Source organism: Candidatus Latescibacterota bacterium, assembly GCA_020633725.1.
Taxonomy (GTDB): domain Bacteria; phylum Krumholzibacteriota; class Krumholzibacteriia; order JACNKJ01; family JACNKJ01; genus VGXI01.
Genome location: JACKDC010000001.1, coordinates 506,115 through 526,231 on the forward strand (window position 1 = coordinate 506,115; position 20,117 = coordinate 526,231).

Consider the following 20,117-nt stretch of genomic DNA (forward strand, 5'->3'; position numbering starts at 1 on the left):
ATGCTCGGCAAGACCCTGAGGATCGCCGCCCTGCTGGTGATTCTGGCCTGTAGCGGGCTGACGGCCCAGGCGGCCACGCTGCTCAACTCCCTGGTCTGGGAGGACGGCGTGCTGATCCTCGGCTTCGACGGCCCCTACGAGAGCCGCAGCATGGTGCTGGACGACCCCGACCGCATCGTCCTGGACTTCCCGGACGTGCGTTCCACCCTGGACGTGCAGGACTACGCCGGCAGCGGCGACCTGCAGGCGATCCGCGTCGGCCAGAACGAGCCGGACGAGCCCGGCGGGCTCAAGGCGCGCATCGTGCTGGACCTGAGCGCCCCGCACAACTTCCTCACCGAGGAGTCGGGCCGCTTCCTGCGGATCACGCTCGCCCCGTCCGGCCAGATGCCGGCGAGCCCGAGCGCGGGCGCCGTGATCGCCTCCGCGCCCAAGGCGGCGCCGAAGGCCGCGCCGGCCGACGAGGACGAGCTGCCCGTGGTGGCCGAGAGCGAGACGCTCCACGCGCCGCGCCCGGTGGCGGCGGCGAGCATGGGCGCGATGGACGCCCTGCCCGACGAGGCCCCCGCGGCCAAGGCCAAGGCCACGAAGCCCGACCTCGACGGCGAGGACCGCGCGCCCTTCGACTGGGAGCAGGCCGACAAGGCGAAGGCCGCGTCCGCGCCGGCGGCCAGCGGCGACGCGGCCAGCGAGTTCGCGCGGCTCTCCGGCGGCGGCAGCGCGTCCAGCGCGGGCGCCGCGGTGAGCGCTGCGAAGAATGCCGCGGCCAAGCTGGAGCAGCGGCAGGCCGAGGCGGAGGCCGTCTTCTACGGCGATCCGTTCGAGACGCCCGAGGCGGCGAGCTCCACGAGCGAGGTCGAGAGCGCGCCCAGGTCCGTGGCCGTCGTGAAGGCCCAGGCGCCCGTCGCCAAGAGCCAGAGTCAGGCCGCGCCCGTGGGCAAGCCCGTGGTGATGGCGGCCGCGACCGGCGGTGCCGTGGGCATGGCCGCGGCGAGCGAGACGGCGGCGCAGCCGAGCGCGCCCTCGTCCTCGGGCGCCCCGGTCAAGACCGCGCCCGTGGTGAAGTTCGATCGCGGGACGCAGCAGACCGCCGCCGAGGCGGCGCCGATGCAGGTGGCCGACGCGAGCGCGGCGATCGCGAAGCGCGAGCCGGTGCAGGTCGCGCAGGCGGCCCCGGCCGCGCAGCCCAAGGCCGCGCCCGCCGCGAAGACCAGCGCCAGCCTGATGGCCGGCCACGGCGCGGTCAAGCCCGACGACGCGCCCATCACGCTCGAGATGCGCGGCGCCGAGTTCCGCACCGTGCTGCGCGCCTTCTCCGAGTTCGCCAACGTGAACATCGTGGCGGGACAGGAGGTCAAGAGCAAGGTGTCCGTCACGCTGGACGACGTGCCCTGGCGCGAGGCCCTGGCCGCCGTCTGCAGCGCGAACGGCTACGCGGTGCGCGAGGAGCACGGCGTGCTGCGCGTGGCGCCCCGCGGCAGCCTGCTGCAGGAGGACATGGAGATGCTCACCGCCGAGAAGAAGCGGCAGGAGTACCGTCCCCTGGAGACCCGCGTGATCAACCTGTCCTACGCCGTGGCGGAGGAGATGACCGAGCCCCTGAGCAAGATGCTCACGGAGCGCGGCAAGATGGACGTGGACGAGCGCACGAACAGCCTGCTCATCACCGACCTGCCCGAGACCGTCGCGCAGGTGGCCGAGCTGGCCATGCGCCTCGACCAGCTGATGCCGCAGGTGGAGATCACCGCGCGGATCGTCGATCTGGACTACCGCGCGAGCCGCGACCTGGGCATCGACTGGAACGCCCTCAACGTGGTCAACCCGGACGCGGGGATCGTCGGCAACGCGAGCGTGACTCAGACCTTCCCGGAGCCCGCCGGCCAGGTGCAGGTCGCCTCGGTGCGCAGCTGGGGTGAGCTCAACGTCACCCTGCAGGCCCTGGAGCAGGAGAACAAGGCGAACATCATCAGCACGCCGCGCGTGACGACCATGGACAACCGCGAGGCGAACATCCTCGTGGGCAAGAAGATCCCGCTCATCGTCGCGGACGAGGCCGGCAACGCCATCACGCAGCTCACCACCATCGGCATCAAGATGGTCGTGACCCCGCACATCAACCCCGACGGCAAGATCATGATGCAGGTGCTCACCGAGGTGAGCGACCTGGCCAGCGAGGCGACGGTGCAGGGCGGCGTGATCATCACCACGAGCGAGAGCAAGACGAACGTGATGGTGGACAACGGCTCCACGGCCGTGATCGCGGGCCTGATCAAGTCGAGCGAGAGCACCCTGGAGAACGGCGTGCCCTTCCTGGGCAAGCTGCCGATCCTGGGCCGCCTCTTCGGCTACAGCAACAACACCGACAGCAAGCGCGAGCTGATCATCTTCATCACGCCGCGGATCGTGCAGCCGGGCAACTCGGACACCGAGGCCGACCTGCGCGACCAGGGCTACACGCTTCCTCTGGGCGGCTAGCGCCGCCGTTCGGGCGAACCCGGCTCCCGCCTTGCGGGGCCGGGTTTTTCTATGCCTGGACCCGCGGGCTTGCTAGGCTCGGCGCGTCTCCAGCCGAGGACGTTCCATGCGCCACCTGCAGCTGCTCACCGCGGGCGAGTCCCACGGCCCCGGTCTCACGGCGATTCTCGAAGGCCTGCCCATGGGCCTCAAGGTCGATCCCGTCCGTCTGAACGCGCAACTCGCACGCCGTCAGGAGGGCTACGGCCGCGGGGGCCGCATGAAGATCGAGAAGGACCAGGTCCGCGTGACCGGCGGCCTCCGCCGCGGCGTGACCCTGGGCAGTCCGCTGGCGCTCTGGGTGGAGAACCTGGACTTCGCCAACTGGGAGCGGAGCATGCACCCGGAGCCGCGGCGCGGAAGCAAGGCGCCGAAGCCGGTCACCCAGCCGCGGCCGGGCCACGCCGACCTGGCCGGCGTCCTCAAGACGGGCACCGGCGACATCCGAAACGTGCTGGAGCGCGCCAGCGCGCGCGAGACGGCCGCGCGGGTGGCGGCCGGGAGCGTCTGCCGCCTGCTGCTGGAGGAGCTGGGGGTGATGGTCTTCAGCCACGTGCTGTCCATCGGCGGGGTCAAGGCGCAGGTCGACTACGGCGACCTGGCCGCCCTGGCCGAGGCGGCGGCCGCCAACGATCTCCACGTGGCCGACGGCGACGCCTACGCGCGCATGGTGCGCACGATCAAGGCCGTCTGGAAGGACGGCGACACGCTCGGCGGCGTGGCCGAGGTGGTGGTGACGGGGCTGCCGGCGGGGCTGGGCAGCTACGTCCACTGGGAGCGGCGGCTGGACGCGCGGCTGGGCGAGGCGATCCTGTCCATCCCCGCCGTGAAGGGCATGGAGATCGGCCCGGCCTTCGAGAACGCCCAGATGCGCGGCAGCCGCGTGATGGACGTGATACTGCCCGCCAAGGCCGCCGCCACGGGTCTGCGCTACGCGCGGGGCTCGAATCGCATGGGGGGGCTCGAGGGCGGCATGACCAACGGCGAGCCGCTGCTCGTGCGCGGCGCCATGAAGCCGATCTCGACCTTGATGCAGCCGCTGGACAGCGTCGACATCGCCACCGGCCGCGCGGTGAAGGCCGTGCGCGAGCGCAGCGACTGCACCGCCGTTGCCGCCATGGGCGTCGTGATGGAAGCCATGTGCGCGCTCGTGTTGGCCGACGCCGTCCTCGACGAGTTCCGCGCGGACACCCTGCGCGACCTCAAGCAGGCCTGGCGACTCTACCGCCGGCAGCAGACCCGGCGCTGACGCCGTGCGCATCCACCTGCTGGGCTTCATGGCCGCGGGCAAGAGCAGCCTGGGACCCGCGATCGCGCGCCGCGGCGGACTGCCCTTCCTCGACCTGGACCAGGAGGTGGAGCGGCGCAGCGGACTGACCGTCCCCGATCTCTTCGCGCTCGTGGGGGAGCGCGCCTTCCGCGAGGAGGAGCACGCCGCACTGCGTGCGCTGGAGGGCCGGCGCGACCTCGTGCTGGCCACCGGCGGCGGCGCGGTGGAGGACCCGTCGAACCGCGCGCTGCTGGGCGCGGGCTTCTGCGTCTACCTGGACTGGGAGTGGCCGCTGCTCGCCGCGCGGATCCTGGCGCGGCCCGCCAGCCGGCCGCTGGCGGCGGGTGGCGAGACGGCGCTGCGCGAGCGCTGGGAGCGCCGGGTGCCGCTCTACCGGGGGCTGGCGCGGCTCGTCCTGCCGCTGGGGTCCCGCGAGGCGGAGATGGACCGGCGCCGCTTGCGCGAGCAGCTGAGCCGCCGTATCCTCGCCGCCGCCCGCGCGGCCGAGGGGGAGGAGGCGCCGCCGTGCGCGTGATCGCCGGGCGCTTCAAGGGACGCCGTCTGGCCCCCGCGCCGCCGGGCGTGCGCCCCACGAGCGACCGCGTGCGCGAACGGCTCTTCGCGGTGCTGGAGCCCGCGCTCGCCGGCGTCCGCGTGCTGGATCTCTGCTGCGGCACCGGCGCGCTGGGCATCGAGGCGCTGAGCCGGGGCGCGGCGGCGGCGCTCTTCGTGGACCGCTCCGCGCCCAGCCTGGCCGTGCTCGAGCGCAACCTGGCGCCGCTGCGGGCGGCCGCGCCGGAGCTCGCGATGGCGGTGCGGCGGGCCGAGGCCGTGGACTTCGTCCGGCGCCAGTGGCCGTCGCCGGCGCCGGGGCTGGTCTTCCTCGACCCGCCCTACGGCGAGCCCCTGGGACCCGCGCTGCTGGCGGCGCTGGCCGAGCGGCGGCCGGCGCGGGTCGTCTACGAGAGCGAGGACCGGGACGTGGACGCGCCCGCGGGCCTCGTCATCGAGCGCGTGCTGCGCTTCGGCGACACGCGCGTCACCCTGCTGCGAGGAGGCGAGGCGCCATGACACCCACCCCGGCCGTCCGACGCTGGCTCTACCCCGGCACCTTCGACCCGCCGACGCTGGGGCATCTCGACCTGATCCAGCGCGCGCTGCCCCTCTGCGACGATCTCGTGGTGGCGGTGGCGGAAAACCGCGAAAAGCGTACCTTGCTACCGTTGGCCGACCGCCTCGCGCTCATGGAGACGGTGACGGCCACGATGGACGGCCTGCGCGTCCTGAGCTTCGACACCCTGCTCACCGAGCAGGTGCGCACGCTGAAGGTGAACGCCGTCCTCCGTGGCGTGCGCGCGTTCAGCGACTTCGAATACGAACTGGTGATGGCCCTGACCAACCGCAAGCTGCTGCCGACCTTCGAGACGATCTTCATGATGCCCAGCGAGCCCTTCCTCTCCGTGAGCAGCTCCCTGGTGAAGGAGATCTTCCGCTACGGCGGCGACGTGTCGGCCTTCGTGCCGCCGGCGGTGCTGGCTCGGCTGCAGGCGCTGGGGACGTCGTCCGACTGAGACGGCCGTGACCGGAGGAGGAGCCATGGAGCGCTTCAGTGACAAGTTGAACAGCATCGGCCGCGCGGTGGAGCCGTCCAAGACCCTGGCGGTCACGGCGCTGGCCGCCCGGCTGAAGAGCGAGGGACGCGACATCATCTCGCTCACCGCCGGCGAGCCGGACTTCCGCACGCCCGCGCCGGTGGCCGAGGCCGGGATCGCGGCGATCCGCACCGGGGCCACGCGCTACACCGCGGCGGCGGGCGAGCCGGCGCTGCGCAAGGCGATCGCGGAGTTCTACGCCCAGCGCCTCGGCTTGCCGCTGGCGGCGGAGAACGTCTGCGTGTCCAGCGGCGCGAAGCCGCTGCTCTACTACCTCATGTGCATCCTGCTGGAGCCGGGGGACGAGGTGCTCTTCCCCGTGCCCTACTGGGTGAGCTACGCCGCCATGGTGACGATGAAGGGCGGCGTGCCGGTGGCCGTGCCCACCGACTACGCGAGCGACCACAAGCTGGACGCGCGGCGCCTCGCGGAAGCGGCGGGCCCGCGGGCCAAGGCGCTGCTGCTGAACAACCCGACGAACCCGAGCGGGGCCGTCTACACGCGCGCCGAGCTGGAGGCGATCACCGCGGTGGTGCGCGAGAAGGATCTCATCCTCATCGCCGACGAGATCTACGAAGACCTGGTCTACGGCGACACGCCGCACCAGTCCTGCTACAACCTGGCCGCGTGGCTGCCCGAGCGGACGGTGCTGGTGTCGGGCTTCTCGAAGAGCTACGCGATGACCGGCTGGCGCCTCGGCTACGCCATCGCCGAGGCGGGGCTGATCAAGGCGCTGGCGAGCTACCAGAGCCAGGCGCTGTCGAGCCCGTCGCAGATCAGCCAGCGCGCGGCGCTGGCCGCGCTGGGCGAGGGGCGCGAGTCCGTGGAGCCCATGCGGCAGGCCTTCGCGCGCCGCCGCTCGCTCTGCGTGGAGCGCATGCGCAAGGTGGGGCTGCCCTTCATCGAACCGCGCGGAGCCTTCTACCTGTTCTTCGACACCATGCCGCTCTGCGAGCAGCGCGGCTGGGCCGACGGCCAGGAGTTCTGCACGGCGCTGCTCGAAGCGGAGGGCCTGGCCCTGGTGCCCGGCGATGCCTTCGGCATGCCCGGCTGGGCGCGGCTGTCCTTCGCGGCCTCCGACGACGAGCTGACGGCGGCCTTCGATCGCCTCGAGCGCTTCGTGGGCGTCGTGGTCTGATGCTCGTCGACCGCGTGGTGATCCGTGTGCGCAGCGGTCGCGGAGGCGACGGCTGCGTGGCCTTTCGGCGCGAGAAGTTCGTGCCGCGCGGCGGGCCGTCGGGGGGCGATGGCGGCCGCGGCGGCGACGTCGTGCTCGAGGTCGATCCCCGCATGCACACGCTGCTCGACCTGCGCTACCGCAACAGCTATCAGGCCGAGAACGGCCGCCCGGGCCAGGGCTCGGAGAAGAGCGGCAAGAGCGGGCAGGACGCCGTCGTCCCCGTGCCGCCCGGCACGGTGGTCCGCGACGTGGAGGAGGACGCGGTCCTCGGCGACCTGGTGGAGCCGGGCCAGCGCCTGCTCGTGGCGAAGGGCGGCAAGGGGGGCCACGGCAACGCGCGCTTCAAGAGCTCCATCCACCAGGCGCCGCAGAAGTTCACGCCGGGCGGTGCGGCCGAGGAGCTGACCCTGGAGCTCGAGCTGAAGCTCATCGCCGACGTGGGCCTGGTCGGCCTGCCCAACGCGGGCAAGTCGACGCTGCTGGCCTCGCTCTCCGACGCCCGTCCCAAGATCGCCGACTACCCCTTCACCACGCTCGAGCCGAACCTCGGCCTCGTGCGCACGTCCCAGTACCGCAGCCTGGTGATGGCCGACGTCCCCGGCCTCATCGAGGGCGCCAGCGACGGCAGGGGACTGGGCAAGGAGTTCCTGCGGCACGTCGAGCGCTGCCGCGTGTTGCTGGTGCTGGTGGACGGCAGCGCGGACGACCCCCTGGCCGACTACCTGACCCTGCTCGGCGAGCTCGAAGCCCACGAACCCGCCCTGCTCGAGAAGGAGCGCCTCTTCGTGCTGAGCAAGCTGGACCTGCTCGGCGGCGAGACGCCGCCCCGCCCGTCCGGGCTCGAGGAGCGCGTGGGCTACCTCGCCATCAGCGCGGTGACCGGCGCCGGCCTGGACGCGCTGCGTCACGTGCTGGATCGCCACGTCACCCCGCCCGGGGAGGGCGACCGCCCCGGCCACTCCCCGATCCCCACCCTCTGAGATGACGCCCCTGCGCATCGCGCTCTCCGGCGCCAGCGGCATGCTGGGCGGCGCGCTGCTGACCGCGCTGGCGGCCGACGGCCACACCCTGACCCGCCTGCTGCGCCGCGCACCGCGCGGCCCCGGCGAGCTCCGCTGGGACCCCGCCCGCGGCGACCTGGACGCCGCCGCGCTCGAGGGTCTGGACGCCGTGATCCACCTGTCGGGGGAGAACATCGCCGCCGGCCGCTGGAACGCCGCGCGCAAGGCGCGCCTGCGGACGAGCCGCGTCGGCAGCAGCGCCCTCCTCGCCAGCCGCCTGGCGACCTGCGCGCGCCCGCCGCGGGCGCTGCTCTGCGCCTCGGCCGTCGGCTTCTACGGCGACCGCGGCGACGAGCGCCTCGACGAGGGCAGCGCCGCGGGCCAGGGCTTCTTCCCGGCGCTGTGCCGGGACTGGGAGGCGGCCGCGTCGCCCGCCGCCGCCGCGGGGATCCGCGTCGTCCACCTGCGCTTCGGCGTCTTGCTGGGGGCCGAAGGCGGCGCGCTGGGCCGCATGCTGCCGATCTTCCGCCTGGGCCTGGGCGGTCCGCTGGGCAGCGGCCGGCAGTGGCTGAGCTGGCTGTCCCTGGAGGACGCGACGCGCGCCGTCCGCTTCGCGCTCGCGAACGAATCCCTCGCCGGGCCGGTGAACCTGGTCTCGCCGGCTCCCGTGCGCCAGCGTGACTTCGCGCGGGCGCTGGGCCGCGCGCTGCACCGCCCCGCCCTGCTCCCCGCGCCGGCCTTCGCGCTGCGCCTGCTCCTGGGCGAGATGGCCGACGCGGCCCTGCTGGCCAGCGCCGCCGTCCATCCGGGGCGGTTGGAGGCCGCAGGCTTCACGTGGCGGCACCCCCGCCTGGACGACGCGCTGGCGGACGTCCTCTAGTCGCTCGCCCGTCCACGGCGTTGTCACGGGCCGGCGAAACCGACGCCGCCGTTGTCGCTCCGACCTCGACGCCGCCTCGACGGATCCGCCCAAGCCCATGCCACGACGCGCGATGCCGATCCTGGCGTCGCCGGCGCAGCGCTTGCGCTGTCCGGCCGGAGGTGTGCCCTGCATCCGGACGTCGATCAACTCGAGCTCTCCCAGCGCCTGCTCTACCAGCCGGCGCGCCTCGCCGAACTGGTGGCCCTGGGGACGCCGCCGCCCCGCTGGCTGGAAATCCTGCGCCGCGAGCCCGCGCCGCAGGACCTGCCGTCGCCCGGGGTGCTGCGCGGCCAGGCGGAGACCTGCCGGCGGCTCGACATCCGCGTGAGCCCCTTCGGGGGCGCGGACTACCCCGCCGCCCTGGGACAGCTCCCCGATCCGCCGCCGCTGCTCTACTACCGCGGGCGGCTGCCTGGCGAGGGCGAGCCGCTGCTGGCGATCGTAGGCAGCCGTCGGGCCAGCGGACAGGGGCTGGAGATGGCGCGGCGGCTCGGGCGCGCGGCCGCCGCGGCGGGACGGCCCGTGGTCAGCGGGCTCGCCCGGGGCATCGACCAGGCCGCCCAGCGCGGCAGCCTGGAGCAGGGGCCCAGCTGGGGCGTCCTGGGCTGCGGGCTCGACCGGGTCTATCCGCCCGAGGCGGGCGCGCTGGCCGAGGCGGTGGTGGCAGCCGGCGGACTCCTCAGCGAGTTCCCGCCGGGCGCGCCGCCGCTGCCCTTCCACTTTCCGCGGCGCAACCGGCTGATCGCGGCGCTGGGGGTGGCGCTCGTGGTGGTGGAGGCGGGGTCGCGCAGCGGCGCGCTGCATACGGCGCGCGAGAGCCAGGCCCTGGGCCGGGAACTGGGCGCGGTGCCCGCCAGTCCACTCAATCCCTCGGCGGGCGGGAGCAACCGCCTGCTCGCCGAGGGCTGCCACCTGCTGCTGGGTCCCGAGGACCTGCCGGTGCTCTGGGGCGAGTCGGCGGGGCCGGGGCACGCGAACGGCGAGACCTGGACGCCCGCGCGCTGCGCGCGCGAGGGCGTGCTGGACGCCGAGCGCCTCTCGGCGCGCAGCGGCTGGCTCATCACCGAGACCCTGGAACGGCTGGCCGACTGGGAGCGCGAGGGCGCGGTGGAACGTCTGGGCGGCGGGCGCTTTCGCGTGACCGATGCCGCCGCGCCGGCGGCGACGATTGATGGCGGGCCGCGCGTGGACTAGACTGCGACACCATGCGACTCAAGCACCGCATCGAATTCGCGCTGGTGCGCGGCGGGCTGGCCCTGGGTTCGCTCTTCCCCTGGTCGTGGATCAGCGGGACCGGAGCGCTGATGGGGCGCTTCGCCTTCCACGTGCTGCGCGTCCGCCGCCGCGTGACGCTCGAGAACCTGCGTCTGGCCCTGGGCGAGCGCACGACCGAGGCCGAGCGCCGGCGCATCGCCGCGGACTGCTACGCGCAGTTCGGCCGCAGCTACTGGGAGTACTTCGCCCTGCCCGCCTTTCGACGCCGCCGCGTGCTCGAGCGCGTGGACTACAGCGGCCTCGAGCATCTGGAGGCGGCGCGCGCAGCCGGCAAGGGCGTGCTCTTCCTCGCAGCGCACTTCGGCAACTGGGAGCTGCTGGCGCTGGCGACGCAGGCGCTGGGCCTGCCGGTGCACCTGCTGGTGGGCGACCTCGCCAACCCGGGCGTGGACGCGGCCATGAACGACCTGCGCCGCTCGCTCGGCTTTCCGGTGGAGCACCGGGGCATGGGCCTGCGCGCGGTGATGAAGGCGCTGCGCGCGGGACACGGCGTGGGGGTGCAGGGCGACCAGGAGGCGCGCTGGCACGGGATCGTCGTGCCCTTCTTCGGCATGGAGAGTCTCACGCATCCGGGCTCGGCCTACCTCAGCCTGGCCACGGGCGCGCCCATCCTGCCGAGCTTCCTGGTGCGCGAGGGCAAGCGCTTCCGCGTGATCTTCGACGCCCCGCTCTGGCCCGAGGGCAAGCCCACGGACGCGGCGGTGCTCGCGCTCACGGCCGCGCACACCGCGCGTCTGGAGGCGGTGGTGCGTCGCCATCCGGAGCACTGGTTCTGGCTGCACAAGCGCTGGAAGCGCGCGCCGCGCGGGGAGGACGGCCTCCCGCGGCGCGTGGCGCAGGCGGCGAACTAGGCGCGGCCGGGCTCCGAGAAGCCCGCGGACGGCGTCTGGTTGCCCGGCTCGGGCAGCGCGCCGTGCAGTTCCTCGTAGCGCTGGACGTGCTGCTGCAGGCCGCGCAGCAGGGCCTTCACGTTGGCCGGCGCCATGATGACCCGCGCGTGCACCTGGGCCTTGGGCCGGCCGGGCATCAGGCGGGCGAAGTCCAGGATGAACTCGTTGCTGGACTGGTTCACGAGCGTGATGTTCGCGTAGTGCTCGTCGGCGTCGCCGAGATCGATCTCGATGCGGGTCGTGGCGGGCTGCTTGGGGTCGGCCATGGCGTCCTCGTTCCTGCGTGTGCGTGGCGGTTGGGGCCTTCCGCGCCATGTAAGCACGCGCTTTCGGGCGGCGCCAGCCCCTTTCTTGACACCCCGGGGGGCCGGTGATACTTTGCGGCCACTCTTTTGCGGCCCTCCGCGCCGAGCCGGCGCACGCCCCCGAGGAAGCATGGATTCGCAGTCTCCCAGCCTGGATCGACTCCGCCGGCTCCTGGACGGCATGCAGGGCCTGCCGGTGCTGGTCCTCGGCGATCTCATGCTCGACGTCTACCTCAAGGGCTCGGTGGAGCGCATCAGCCCCGAGGGGCCGGTGCCGGTGGTGGCCGTGCGGGAGCGGGAGCATCGGCTGGGCGGTGCCGCCAACGTGGCGCGCAACGTCGCGGCGCTGGGGGGACGGCCGCGTCTCCTGGGGATTCGCGGCGACGACGAGGCCGGCGTCCAGCTGGCGGCCACCCTCGAAGCGCACGGCATCCCGGCGGGCGACCTGGTGGTGGATCCCGCGCGGCCCAGCACGGTGAAGACGCGCATCCTCGGCGCGGGGCAGCAGATCTGCCGCGTGGACGACGAGGATCGCCGTCCGGCCGCGGGGGACGTCCTCGCCGCGCTCGAAGCGCGCGCCGCCGCCCTCGTGGCCGAGTGCCGCGCCGTCGTGCTCTCCGACTACGGCAAGGGGGTGCTGGTGGACGCCCTCGTGGCCGCGGTCGTACGGGCCGCCGCCGCGCGCGGGGTGCCCGTGGTGGTGGATCCCAAGGAGGGCCACTTCGCCGCCTACCGCGGCGTGGATCTCGTCACCCCGAACAAGGCCGAGGCCGGCGGCTCCTTCGGGCTGCCGATCCGCAGCGACGACGACGTGGAGCGCGTGGGGCGCGGCCTCCTGGAACGCCTCGGCGTGAAGGCGCTGATGATCACCCTCGGCGAGGGCGGCATCGCCCTGTTCACGCCGGGGGCCGAGCAGCGTCGCTTTCCCGCGAAGGCGCGGCGCGTCTACGACGTCACCGGCGCCGGGGACACCGTCGTGGCCACGCTCGCGCTGGCGCTCGCCGCCGGCGCGGGGCTCGACGAGGGCGCCGTGCTGGCCAACCACGCGGCGGGCCTGGTCGTGGCCGAGGTGGGCACGGCCGCCGTGCGCCCCGAGCAGCTGCTGGCGGCCGTGCTGGACGAACGCCTGCGCGAACCCGAGCAGGACGGCCGCGAGGCCCTGATCCTCAGCCGCGAGGAGGCCGCCGCCTGGGCCGCCCGCGCCCGGGAACGCGGACAGCGCGTGGTCTTCACCAACGGCTGCTTCGACATTCTCCACGAAGGGCATCGCACCCTGCTGGCCGAGGCGGCCGAGCAGGGCGAGCTGCTGCTCGTGGGTCTGAACGGCGATGCCTCGGTGCGTCGCCTCAAGGGCGAGAGCCGGCCCGTCCACGGCGAGGACGATCGCGCGCGCCTGCTGGCGCACCTGCGCTCGGTGGACGCGGTGTCCGTCTTCGACGAGGACACGCCGCTCGAGCTGATCCGCGCCGTGCGCCCGGCGGTGCTCGTCAAGGGCGACGAGTACGCCGAGGACGCGATCGTCGGCGCGGCCGAGGTGAAGGGCTGGGGCGGGCGCGTGCACCGCGTGGGCATGCTGCCCGGCCATTCGACGACCCGCAGTCTACGGAACGAGAAAGAGGGGAGCGCCCGCGGTCCCGCCCGCTGACCCGTCGGCGGCGCCGCGCGCGCTCACAGCGGAGGAGTGCTGTGTGAAGATTCACGAGTATCAGGCCAAGGAGCTGTTCCGCCGGCAGGGCATTCCCGTGCCCGACGGCCACGTCGTGCGCACGCCCGAGGAGGCGAAGGAGCGCGCGCGCGAACTGGGCGGCATGGTGGTGGTGAAGGCGCAGGTGCTGGTGGGCGGCCGCGGCAAGGCCGGCGGCGTCAAGCTCGCCGGCAGCTACGACGAGGCCCGCGACAAGGCCGACCAGATCCTGGGCATGGAGATCAAGGGCCTCACGGTGAAGCGGCTGCTGGTGACACGGGCCGTGGACATCAAGGCCGAGTACTACCTGGGCATCGTGCAGGATCGCGCGGCCCAGCGGGCCACGCTGATGGTCTCGGCGGCGGGCGGCATGGACATCGAGGAGGTGGCCAGCTCCGCCCCCGAGCAGATCATCAAGCACAGCATCGACCCGGTGGCCGGGCTGACCGCCTACGAGGCGCGGCGCGTGGCCTTCCGCGTGGCCACGGGGCGCGTGGCGCTCAGGATGGCCGACATCCTGCAGCGGCTCTGGGCGGCCTATCGCGACGCCGACGCCAACCTCGCCGAGATCAACCCGCTGGTGGAAACGCCCACCGGCGAGGTCTGGGCGGTGGACGGCAAGATGGTCCTCGACGACAACGCCCTCTACCGTCAGAACGAGATCGCCGGCTGGCGCGATCCGGCGGAGACCACGCCCGAAGAGGACGAGGCCCGCGTGGCCGGCCTGAGCTTCGTGAAGCTCGAGGGCGACGTGGGCTGCCTGGTCAACGGCGCCGGCCTGGCCATGGCCACGATGGACCTGGTGAAGCACTACGGCGGGCAGCCGGCCAACTTCCTGGACATCGGCGGCAGCTCGAATCCGGACAAGGTGGTGAAGGCGCTCGAGATCATCACGCGCGATCGCAACGTGAAGGCGATCCTCTTCAACATCTTCGGCGGCATCACCCGCTGCGACGACGTGGCCCGCGGCATCATCGCGGCCAAGAGCAAGATGGACCTGAAGCTGCCGGTGGTGGTGCGCCTGGTGGGCACCAACGAGGCCGAGGCCAAGCAGCTGCTGGCCGCCACGGAGCTCGTCGGCGCGGACAGCATGGACGAGGCGGTCCAGAAGGCGATCGCCCTGGCTCGGGGGGAAGCGGCGTGAGCATCTTCATCGACAACGACACGCGCGTGGTGGTGCAGGGCATCACCGGGCGCGACGGCGGTTTCCACACCGAGCAGATGCAGGCCTACGGCACGAAGATCGTGGCCGGCGTGACGCCGGGCAAGGGCGGCCAGGAAGCCTACGGCGTGCCGGTCTACGACACGGTGGCCGAGGCGGTCGAGCAGGCGGGCGCGAACACGAGCGTGATCTTCGTCCCCGCGAGCGTCGCGGCGGACGCGGTGCTCGAGTCCGTGGCCGCGGGGGTGCAGACGGTGGTCTGCATCACCGAGGGGATTCCCGTGCGCGACATGAACGCGGTCATGCCGCGGGTGCGCGCGGCCGGCGTGCGCCTGATCGGTCCCAACTGCCCCGGCGCCATCACGCCCGGGCAGTGCAAGGTGGGCATCATGCCCGGGAGCATCGTCAAGCCGGGCCGCGTGGGCCTGGTGAGCCGCTCGGGCACGTTGACCTACGAGGTCGTCTACCACCTGACGCAGGCGGGGCTGGGCCAGTCCACCTGCATCGGCATCGGCGGCGACCCGGTGATCGGGACCAACTTCATCGACTGCCTCGCGGGCTTCCAGGCTGACCCGGAGACCGAGGCCGTGGTGATGATCGGCGAGATCGGCGGCACCGACGAGGAGGAGGCCGCGACCTTCATCAAGGAGCGGATGGACATCCCCGTGGTGGCCTTCATCGCCGGCCAGACGGCGCCTCCCGGCAAGCGGATGGGCCACGCCGGCGCCATCATCGCCGGGGGCTCGGGCACCGCGGCGGACAAGATCGCCAGCCTCCAGGCGGCGGGCGTGCCCGTGGCCGAGATCCCGAGCCGCATCGTGCCCTTGCTCAGCGAGATCTACAAACCCTAGCGCGCGACGAGGACTGCCGCCATGAGCGAAACCTACCTGATGATCAAGCCGGAGCTGGTGGCCGACCAGGTGATCGGCGAGATCCTGGCCATGCTGACCGCCAACCGCTTTGCCATCAAGGCCTTGGAGATGAAGCGGCTCAGCGCCGCGCAGGTGCGGGCCTTCTACGCCGAGCACGAGGGCAAGGGCTTCTACGACGACCTGGTGGCCTACATCAGCGGCGGCCCGGTGGTGGCCGTGCGCCTGGAAAAGGACAACGCGGTCGCGGACCTGCGCACGCTGGTGGGGGCCACGAACCCGGAGAACGCGTCGCCGGGCACCATCCGCTACCTCTTCGGGCGCAGCCTGCAGAACAACGGGGTCCACGCCAGCGACTCGGACGCCTCCGCGGCCCGGGAGCTGGGGATCATCTTCGGGGGCTAGGGCCTTCGCCGAGGCGGCCAAGACCTTGACAATGGAGCAGTTCGGTTCTATGATGCCCCCTCTTGTGCGGGCCGTGGGCGTCCCGTGAAGATCCTCCTCAGCAGCGTCAAGGAGCAGTCGCGGGACTTCGTCCTGACGGGTCCCGTGCGCCTGAAGGAACTCGAGGACGCCGGCCGGGCGGAGCCCGGCGAGGCCAGGCTGGAAGTCAGAGTTGACCCTGCCGGCGAACGCTGGTACGTGAGCGCTGAGGTCGAGGCGAGCTTTCCCTTTCGCTGCGACCGCTGCGGACGTGCCTTCGCGGGGGCCCTCACGGGCAGCTTCCAGCTGCTGGTGCTCGCCACTTCTCCCGGGGACCTCGAGCCCGACGACGAGGACACGGTGGTGGTGCTGCCCCCGGGCAGCCAGGAACTCGATCTGACCGCCGCCGCGATGGAGGCGCTCTGGCTGGATCTGCCCATCCAGCTGAGCTGCGAGGACGGCGACGCGGGGCCCTGCCCCGGACCCGACGGCCCCGAGGAGGCCGCCGCCGGCGAGGGCGAAGCGGCCATGGACCCCCGCTGGGGGCCCCTGGCGGCGCTGAAACAGCGGCTCGAGGCGCAGGCTCCGAAGGGTCCCGCGGCCACGGCCGCGGACCAGAACGACAGTGAAGAACAGGAGTAGCTCATGGCTCTTCCCAAGAAGCGCAAGTCCCGCTCGCGCTCGCGCATGACCCGTGCGGTCTGGCTCGCCTCGGCGCGCACGCCGACCCTGGTGCGCTGCAGCCACTGCGGTCAGATGAAGCCCAGCCACCAGGTCTGCCCGGACTGCGGCTGGTACGCCGGCCGCCAGGTGCAAACGGTCGAGTCGGACTGAGGGGCGTGAAGCTCGCCTTGGATGTGATGGGAGGCGACCACGGGCCTCCCGTTCTCGTACGCGGCGCGCTCAAGGCCCGGCGCGAGCTCGATGCGGCGCCCGAGCTGCGCCTCTACGGCGACGCCGACGCGATCCGTGTGGTGCTCGCCGAAGAGGGCGAAGGCCCGGACAGCTTCGAGATCGTGCACACCACCGAGTCCATCGCGATGAGCGAGTCGCCGGCCTCGGCGGTGCGCAAGAAGAAGGACTCGCCGATCGTCCGCGGCATGCTCGATCTGAAGGCGGGCGAGGTGGGCGGCATCGTCAGCGCCGGCTCCACCGGCGCCATGGTGGCCGGCGCGATGTTCCACGTGGGGCGCCTGCCCGGCGTGCTGCGTCCGGCCATCGCCACCTGGTTTCCCAGCAAGCAGGGCGGCTGCGTCGTCCTCGACGTGGGCGCGAACTCCGAGAACAAGCCCGAGCATCTCGCCCAGTTCGGCGTGATGGGCCGCCTCTTCGCCGAGGCGGTGCTGCGCCGCGAGAAGCCACGCGTGGGCCTGCTCAACATCGGCGAGGAGAGCAGCAAGGGCAGCGAGCTCTACGTCAAGGCGCACGAGCTGCTGGCCGCCGCGCCCGTGAACTTCGTGGGCAACGTGGAGGGCGCGGACATCCTCGCCGGCGAGGCCGACGTGGTGGTCTGCGACGGCTTCACGGGCAACGTCGTGCTGAAGCTGGCCGAGAGCATGGTCGGCTACACCACCCGGCTGCTGATGGGACACATGAAGGAGAGCGTCCTCGGGACGCTGCGCGGCAAGCTCGGCGCGCTGCTCATGAAGGACGGCCTGCGCCGCGGCCAGCAGCGGATCCGCAAGGACCTCGACTACGCCGAGCACGGCGGCGCACCGCTGATGGGCGTGGGCGGCGCCGTGATCATCAGCCACGGCAAGAGCAACGAGCTCGCGATCATGAACGCCGTGCGCACGGCGGCGCGCTTCCAGGAGCTGCACACCGCCCAGCGCATGGAGGCGCTGCTGGGCCAGTCGCAGCGCCAGTCGCAGGGGGAAAGTCTTGGCGCCTAGACCCAGCGTGCGCCTCGTGGGAACGGGACACGCCGTCCCCGAGCGCGTGCTCACCAACGACGACCTGAGCCGCATCGTGGACACCAGCGACGAGTGGATCACCACGCGGACGGGCATCAAGCGCCGGCACATCGCCGCCGACCACGAGAACAACAGCGACTTCGCCGCCGAGGCCTGCCGCCGCGCGCTCGCCGAGGCGGGCTGCGACGCGGCCGACGTGGACTACCTCTTCGTGGGCACGGTGACCGGCGATCTCATCTTTCCCAGCACGGCCTGCATCGTGCAGGCCAAGATCGGCGCGGAGGGCGCGGCCGCCTGGGACCTGTCGGCGGCCTGCAGCGGCTTCCTCTTCGGCATCGAGCAGGCCACGGCGCTGCTGGCGTCGGGCCGGGGCAAGCGCGCGCTGGTGGTGGGCTCGGAGGTCCTGAGCCGCCTGACGAACTGGAAGGACCGGAGCACCTGCGTCCTCTTCGGCGACGGCGCCGGCGCCGTCCTGCTGGAGGCGGGCGAGCCCGACGGGCGCGGCGTGCTGGCCACCTTCAGCCGCAGCGACGGCCGGCTCACGGAACTGCTCAACGCGCCGGAGGGGGGCAGCGCGTCGCCGCCCACGGCGGAGGTCATCGCCGCGCGGACGAACAAGATCCACATGAAGGGCAACGAGGTCTTCAAGCACGCGGTGCGCAACATGGGCGCGGCGGCGATGGCGGTGCTGGAGGACGCGGGCGTGGCGGCCGAGGAGGTCGCGCTGTTCATCCCGCACCAGGCGAACACGCGCATCATCGACGCGATCGCCAGCCGCCTCGACATTCCCTCGGAGCGCGTCTACGTCAACATCCAGGACTACGGCAACACGAGCGCGGCATCGATTCCCATCGCGCTGGACGAGGCGCGCCGCAACGGCCGCGTGAAGGCCGGCGACCTGGTGCTCATGGCCGCCTTCGGCGGCGGCCTGACCTGGGGCGCCGCGCTCGTGCGGCTCTAGCGGCGCGCAGGCAAGGAGGACGCATGCTTCGTCGCCCGATGATCTTTCCCGGCCAGGCCTCGCAGTTCGTGGGCATGGGCCAGGAGCTCTTCGCCGGGGACGCCGCGACCGCGCGGCTCTTCGCCGACGCGGAGGCGCGCGTGCAGCTGCCGCTCGGCGCGCTCTGCTTCGAGGGACCGCTGGAGCGCCTCACCGAGACGCGCCACGCGCAGCCGGCCATCCTGCTGGTCAGCATCGCCTGCCAGGACTACCTGGCGCGGCACGGGGTGGCGCCGAGCGTCGTGGCCGGTCACAGCCTGGGGGAGTACAGCGCCCTGGTGGCGGCCGGCGTGATCGAACCGCTGCGGGCGCTGGAGCTGGTGGCCCTGCGCGGACGCCTGATGTTCGCCAGCGGCGAGAAGACGCCCGGCACGATGGCCGCGGTGATGGGCCTCACGCGCGAGGCCGTCGAGCGCTGCTGCGCGGAGGCGGCCGAGGGCGAGGTGCTGCAGCTCGCCAACGTCAACAGCCCCGAGCAGCTCGTGATCAGCGGGGCCGTCGCCGCCGTGGAGCGCGGCATGGCGGCCTGCAGCGCGGCGGGCGCGGCGAAGGTGGTGCCGCTCACGGTGAGCGGGGCGTTCCACTCGGCGCTCATGGCGTCGGCGGCGGAGGAACTCGGCGAGGCGCTGCGCGCGACGCCCTTCAGGAACGCGTCGGCGCCGGTCATCCCCAACGTGACGGCCGCGCCCACCACCGACGGCGACCGTCTGCGCGAACTGCTCATCGAGCAGCTCACGCGCCCCGTGCTCTGGGTGGAGTCCATGCAGGCGCTGCGCACGGTGGACGAGACCGACCCGCTGGAAGTCGGCCCCGGCAAGGTGCTGATGGGCCTCATGCGCCGCATCGACCGCGGCGCGCGCGTGGCGTCGCTCGGCGACAAGGCCGCCCTGGACGACTGGCTCGCCGCGAGCGGGGCCAGGGCCGCGGAGTGAAGGAGGAGGCCATGGCGGCGGACGACGCGCTGATGGGCAAGCTGGCCCTCGTGACCGGCGGCACCCGGGGCATCGGCCTGGGCATCGTGAAGGCCCTGCGCGCGCGGGGTTGCCGCGTGGCCCTGGTGGGCAGCAGCCCCGAGCGGGGCGAGGCGGCGGCGGCGGCGCTCGGCGGCGGTGAGGACCTGCGCGGCTTCGGCTGCGACATCGGCGACGGCGAACAGGTGGCCGCGCTGGTGGAGGCCGTCCGCGGCGCCATGGGCGAGGTGGACTTCCTCGTCAACAACGCCGGGCTGACGCGCGACAACCTCTTCGCGCGCATGAAGGCCGAGGAGTGGCAGCGGGTGCTGGACGTCAACCTGGGCGGCGCGTATCACTTCTGCCGCGCGCTGGCCAGGCCCTTCATGAAGCAGCGGGCCGGGCGCATCGTGAACATCAGCAGCGTGGTGGGACAGATCGGCAACGCGGGCCAGGTGAACTACGCGGCGAGCAAGGCCGGGCTCATCGGTCTGACCAAGAGCCTCGCCAAGGAGCTCGCGCCGCGCGGCGTCACGGCGAACGTGGTGGCGCCGGGATTCATCCGCACGGACATGACCGACGGGCTCGCCGACGACGTGAAGGCGAGCCTGCTGGCGTCGATCCCCCTGGGCAGCCTGGGCGAGGTGGAGGACGTGGCCGCGGCCGTGCTCTTCCTGCTCGGACCGGGCGGCCGCTACATCACCGGGCAGGTGCTGGGCGTCAACGGCGGCATGGTGATGTAGGGTTTTGCATTTGACACGGGGGACGCGATCCCCTAAGGAGTTGGCATTCCAGGCGAGGGGCGAGGGTTCCCCGCGCCCATGCAGGAGGTTGCATCCATGGCATCGATCGAAGAGCGTGTGCATCAGATCATCGAGAAGGAACTGGGCGTCAATCCCGAGCAGATCACCCCGACGGCCTCCTTCATCGACGACCTGGGCGCGGACTCCCTGGACACCGTCGAGCTGGTCATGGCTTTCGAGGAAGAGTTCGGGATGGAGATTTCGGACGAGGACGCCGAGAAGCTCACCAACGTGCAGGCCGTGGTGGAGTATCTGAAAGCCACCGTTTCCGAGGCCTAGCCCCGCTGCGTCCCGCTGCGACGGC

The 20,117-nt window shown here is 72.8% G+C and carries 22 protein-coding genes; 21 read left to right on the forward strand and 1 reads right to left on the reverse strand.

What is annotated here, in order from left to right; translation table 11 throughout:
- The 10 genes from H6693_02160 (at nt 1) to H6693_02205 (ending at nt 10,665) form a co-directional block, all read left to right on the forward strand.
- The gene (locus tag H6693_02160; GenBank protein MCB9514977.1) at nt 1-2,475 is read left to right on the forward strand and encodes an AMIN domain-containing protein; all 2,475 of its coding nucleotides are present in this window, start codon (nt 1-3) and stop codon (nt 2,473-2,475) included.
- Nucleotides 2,476-2,590: 115 nt separating this feature from the next.
- Nucleotides 2,591-3,763 (forward strand): chorismate synthase, encoded by a 1,173-nt coding sequence (gene aroC / locus H6693_02165; GenBank protein MCB9514978.1) that lies wholly within the window; start codon nt 2,591-2,593, stop codon nt 3,761-3,763.
- A gap of 4 nt (nt 3,764-3,767) precedes the next feature.
- Nucleotides 3,768-4,319, forward strand: a complete 552-nt coding sequence (locus H6693_02170; GenBank protein ID MCB9514979.1) for a shikimate kinase — start codon at nt 3,768-3,770, stop codon at nt 4,317-4,319.
- Nucleotides 4,310-4,855 (forward strand): RsmD family RNA methyltransferase, encoded by a 546-nt coding sequence (locus H6693_02175; GenBank protein ID MCB9514980.1) that lies wholly within the window; start codon nt 4,310-4,312, stop codon nt 4,853-4,855. The genes H6693_02170 and H6693_02175 overlap by 10 nt, the downstream gene beginning before the upstream one ends.
- Nucleotides 4,852-5,355: a pantetheine-phosphate adenylyltransferase gene (gene coaD, locus H6693_02180; protein MCB9514981.1), complete on the forward strand. Its 504-nt coding sequence runs from the start codon at nt 4,852-4,854 to the stop codon at nt 5,353-5,355. Before H6693_02175 ends, coaD begins: the two co-directional genes overlap by 4 nt.
- Nucleotides 5,356-5,380: 25 nt before the next feature.
- Nucleotides 5,381-6,574: a pyridoxal phosphate-dependent aminotransferase gene (locus H6693_02185; GenBank protein MCB9514982.1), complete on the forward strand. Its 1,194-nt coding sequence runs from the start codon at nt 5,381-5,383 to the stop codon at nt 6,572-6,574.
- A complete protein-coding gene (obgE, locus tag H6693_02190; GenBank protein ID MCB9514983.1) occupies nt 6,574-7,596 on the forward strand; it encodes a GTPase ObgE in 1,023 nt (340 codons plus the stop codon). Before H6693_02185 ends, obgE begins: the two co-directional genes overlap by 1 nt.
- Before the next feature lies 1 nt (nt 7,597).
- On the forward strand, nt 7,598-8,497 hold the full coding sequence (locus tag H6693_02195) for a TIGR01777 family protein (protein ID MCB9514984.1): 900 nt from the start codon (nt 7,598-7,600) through the stop codon (nt 8,495-8,497).
- A 51-nt stretch (nt 8,498-8,548) separates the two neighbouring features.
- Nucleotides 8,549-9,733 (forward strand): DNA-protecting protein DprA, encoded by a 1,185-nt coding sequence (locus H6693_02200; protein MCB9514985.1) that lies wholly within the window; start codon nt 8,549-8,551, stop codon nt 9,731-9,733.
- A gap of 11 nt (nt 9,734-9,744) precedes the next feature.
- A complete protein-coding gene (locus tag H6693_02205) occupies nt 9,745-10,665 on the forward strand; it encodes a lysophospholipid acyltransferase family protein (GenBank protein ID MCB9514986.1) in 921 nt (306 codons plus the stop codon).
- Here the strand turns inward: H6693_02205 and H6693_02210 are convergent.
- A complete protein-coding gene (locus tag H6693_02210; protein MCB9514987.1) occupies nt 10,662-10,970 on the reverse strand; it encodes a DUF3467 domain-containing protein in 309 nt (102 codons plus the stop codon). The genes H6693_02205 and H6693_02210 overlap by 4 nt on opposite strands.
- A gap of 220 nt (nt 10,971-11,190) precedes the next feature.
- Here H6693_02210 and rfaE1 point away from each other — a divergent pair, with 220 nt between their 5' ends.
- The 11 genes from rfaE1 to acpP all read left to right on the forward strand — a co-directional run bounded on the left by rfaE1 (nt 11,191) and on the right by acpP (nt 20,092).
- Nucleotides 11,191-12,654, forward strand: coding sequence for a D-glycero-beta-D-manno-heptose-7-phosphate kinase (gene rfaE1 / locus H6693_02215; GenBank protein MCB9514988.1), 1,464 nt, complete (start codon nt 11,191-11,193; stop codon nt 12,652-12,654).
- 43 nt (nt 12,655-12,697) lie between these two features.
- A complete protein-coding gene (gene sucC / locus H6693_02220) occupies nt 12,698-13,837 on the forward strand; it encodes an ADP-forming succinate--CoA ligase subunit beta (GenBank protein ID MCB9514989.1) in 1,140 nt (379 codons plus the stop codon).
- Complete coding sequence (gene sucD / locus H6693_02225) at nt 13,834-14,706, forward strand: succinate--CoA ligase subunit alpha (protein MCB9514990.1); 873 nt, start codon at nt 13,834-13,836, stop codon at nt 14,704-14,706. The genes sucC and sucD overlap by 4 nt, the downstream gene beginning before the upstream one ends.
- 21 nt (nt 14,707-14,727) lie before the next feature.
- Nucleotides 14,728-15,129 carry a nucleoside-diphosphate kinase gene (locus H6693_02230; protein MCB9514991.1) on the forward strand — a complete coding sequence of 134 codons (402 nt, stop codon included), beginning with the start codon at nt 14,728-14,730 and terminating at the stop codon, nt 15,127-15,129.
- 84 nt (nt 15,130-15,213) lie between these two features.
- Nucleotides 15,214-15,789, forward strand: coding sequence for a DUF177 domain-containing protein (locus tag H6693_02235; protein ID MCB9514992.1), 576 nt, complete (start codon nt 15,214-15,216; stop codon nt 15,787-15,789).
- Nucleotides 15,790-15,792: 3 nt separating this feature from the next.
- Nucleotides 15,793-15,981 carry a 50S ribosomal protein L32 gene (rpmF, locus tag H6693_02240; protein MCB9514993.1) on the forward strand — a complete coding sequence of 63 codons (189 nt, stop codon included), beginning with the start codon at nt 15,793-15,795 and terminating at the stop codon, nt 15,979-15,981.
- Nucleotides 15,982-15,986: 5 nt separating this feature from the next.
- On the forward strand, nt 15,987-17,039 hold the full coding sequence (plsX, locus tag H6693_02245; protein ID MCB9514994.1) for a phosphate acyltransferase PlsX: 1,053 nt from the start codon (nt 15,987-15,989) through the stop codon (nt 17,037-17,039).
- Nucleotides 17,029-18,021 (forward strand): ketoacyl-ACP synthase III, encoded by a 993-nt coding sequence (locus H6693_02250; protein ID MCB9514995.1) that lies wholly within the window; start codon nt 17,029-17,031, stop codon nt 18,019-18,021. Before plsX ends, H6693_02250 begins: the two co-directional genes overlap by 11 nt.
- A 23-nt stretch (nt 18,022-18,044) precedes the next feature.
- Entirely contained in the window at nt 18,045-18,992 is a 948-nt protein-coding gene (fabD, locus tag H6693_02255; protein MCB9514996.1) for an ACP S-malonyltransferase, read from the forward strand.
- 11 nt (nt 18,993-19,003) lie between these two features.
- Nucleotides 19,004-19,753 (forward strand): 3-oxoacyl-[acyl-carrier-protein] reductase, encoded by a 750-nt coding sequence (gene fabG, locus H6693_02260; GenBank protein ID MCB9514997.1) that lies wholly within the window; start codon nt 19,004-19,006, stop codon nt 19,751-19,753.
- A gap of 96 nt (nt 19,754-19,849) precedes the next feature.
- Nucleotides 19,850-20,092 (forward strand): acyl carrier protein, encoded by a 243-nt coding sequence (acpP, locus tag H6693_02265; GenBank protein MCB9514998.1) that lies wholly within the window; start codon nt 19,850-19,852, stop codon nt 20,090-20,092.
- The last annotated feature ends 25 nt before the right edge of the window (nt 20,093-20,117 follow it).

Coding starts and splice junctions, on each gene's coding strand:
- acpP (MCB9514998.1), top strand. CDS start 19,850: ATGGCATCGATCGAAGAGCGTGTGCATCAGATCATCGAGAAGGAACTG.
- coaD (MCB9514981.1), top strand. CDS start 4,852: ATGACACCCACCCCGGCCGTCCGACGCTGGCTCTACCCCGGCACCTTC.
- H6693_02195 (MCB9514984.1), top strand. CDS start 7,598: ATGACGCCCCTGCGCATCGCGCTCTCCGGCGCCAGCGGCATGCTGGGC.
- fabG (MCB9514997.1), top strand. CDS start 19,004: ATGGCGGCGGACGACGCGCTGATGGGCAAGCTGGCCCTCGTGACCGGC.
- obgE (MCB9514983.1), top strand. CDS start 6,574: ATGCTCGTCGACCGCGTGGTGATCCGTGTGCGCAGCGGTCGCGGAGGC.
- H6693_02210 (MCB9514987.1), bottom strand. CDS start 10,970: ATGGCCGACCCCAAGCAGCCCGCCACGACCCGCATCGAGATCGATCTC.
- H6693_02185 (MCB9514982.1), top strand. CDS start 5,381: ATGGAGCGCTTCAGTGACAAGTTGAACAGCATCGGCCGCGCGGTGGAG.
- fabD (MCB9514996.1), top strand. CDS start 18,045: ATGCTTCGTCGCCCGATGATCTTTCCCGGCCAGGCCTCGCAGTTCGTG.
- H6693_02205 (MCB9514986.1), top strand. CDS start 9,745: ATGCGACTCAAGCACCGCATCGAATTCGCGCTGGTGCGCGGCGGGCTG.
- rpmF (MCB9514993.1), top strand. CDS start 15,793: ATGGCTCTTCCCAAGAAGCGCAAGTCCCGCTCGCGCTCGCGCATGACC.
- H6693_02160 (MCB9514977.1), top strand. CDS start 1: ATGCTCGGCAAGACCCTGAGGATCGCCGCCCTGCTGGTGATTCTGGCC.
- rfaE1 (MCB9514988.1), top strand. CDS start 11,191: ATGCAGGGCCTGCCGGTGCTGGTCCTCGGCGATCTCATGCTCGACGTC.
- H6693_02230 (MCB9514991.1), top strand. CDS start 14,728: ATGAGCGAAACCTACCTGATGATCAAGCCGGAGCTGGTGGCCGACCAG.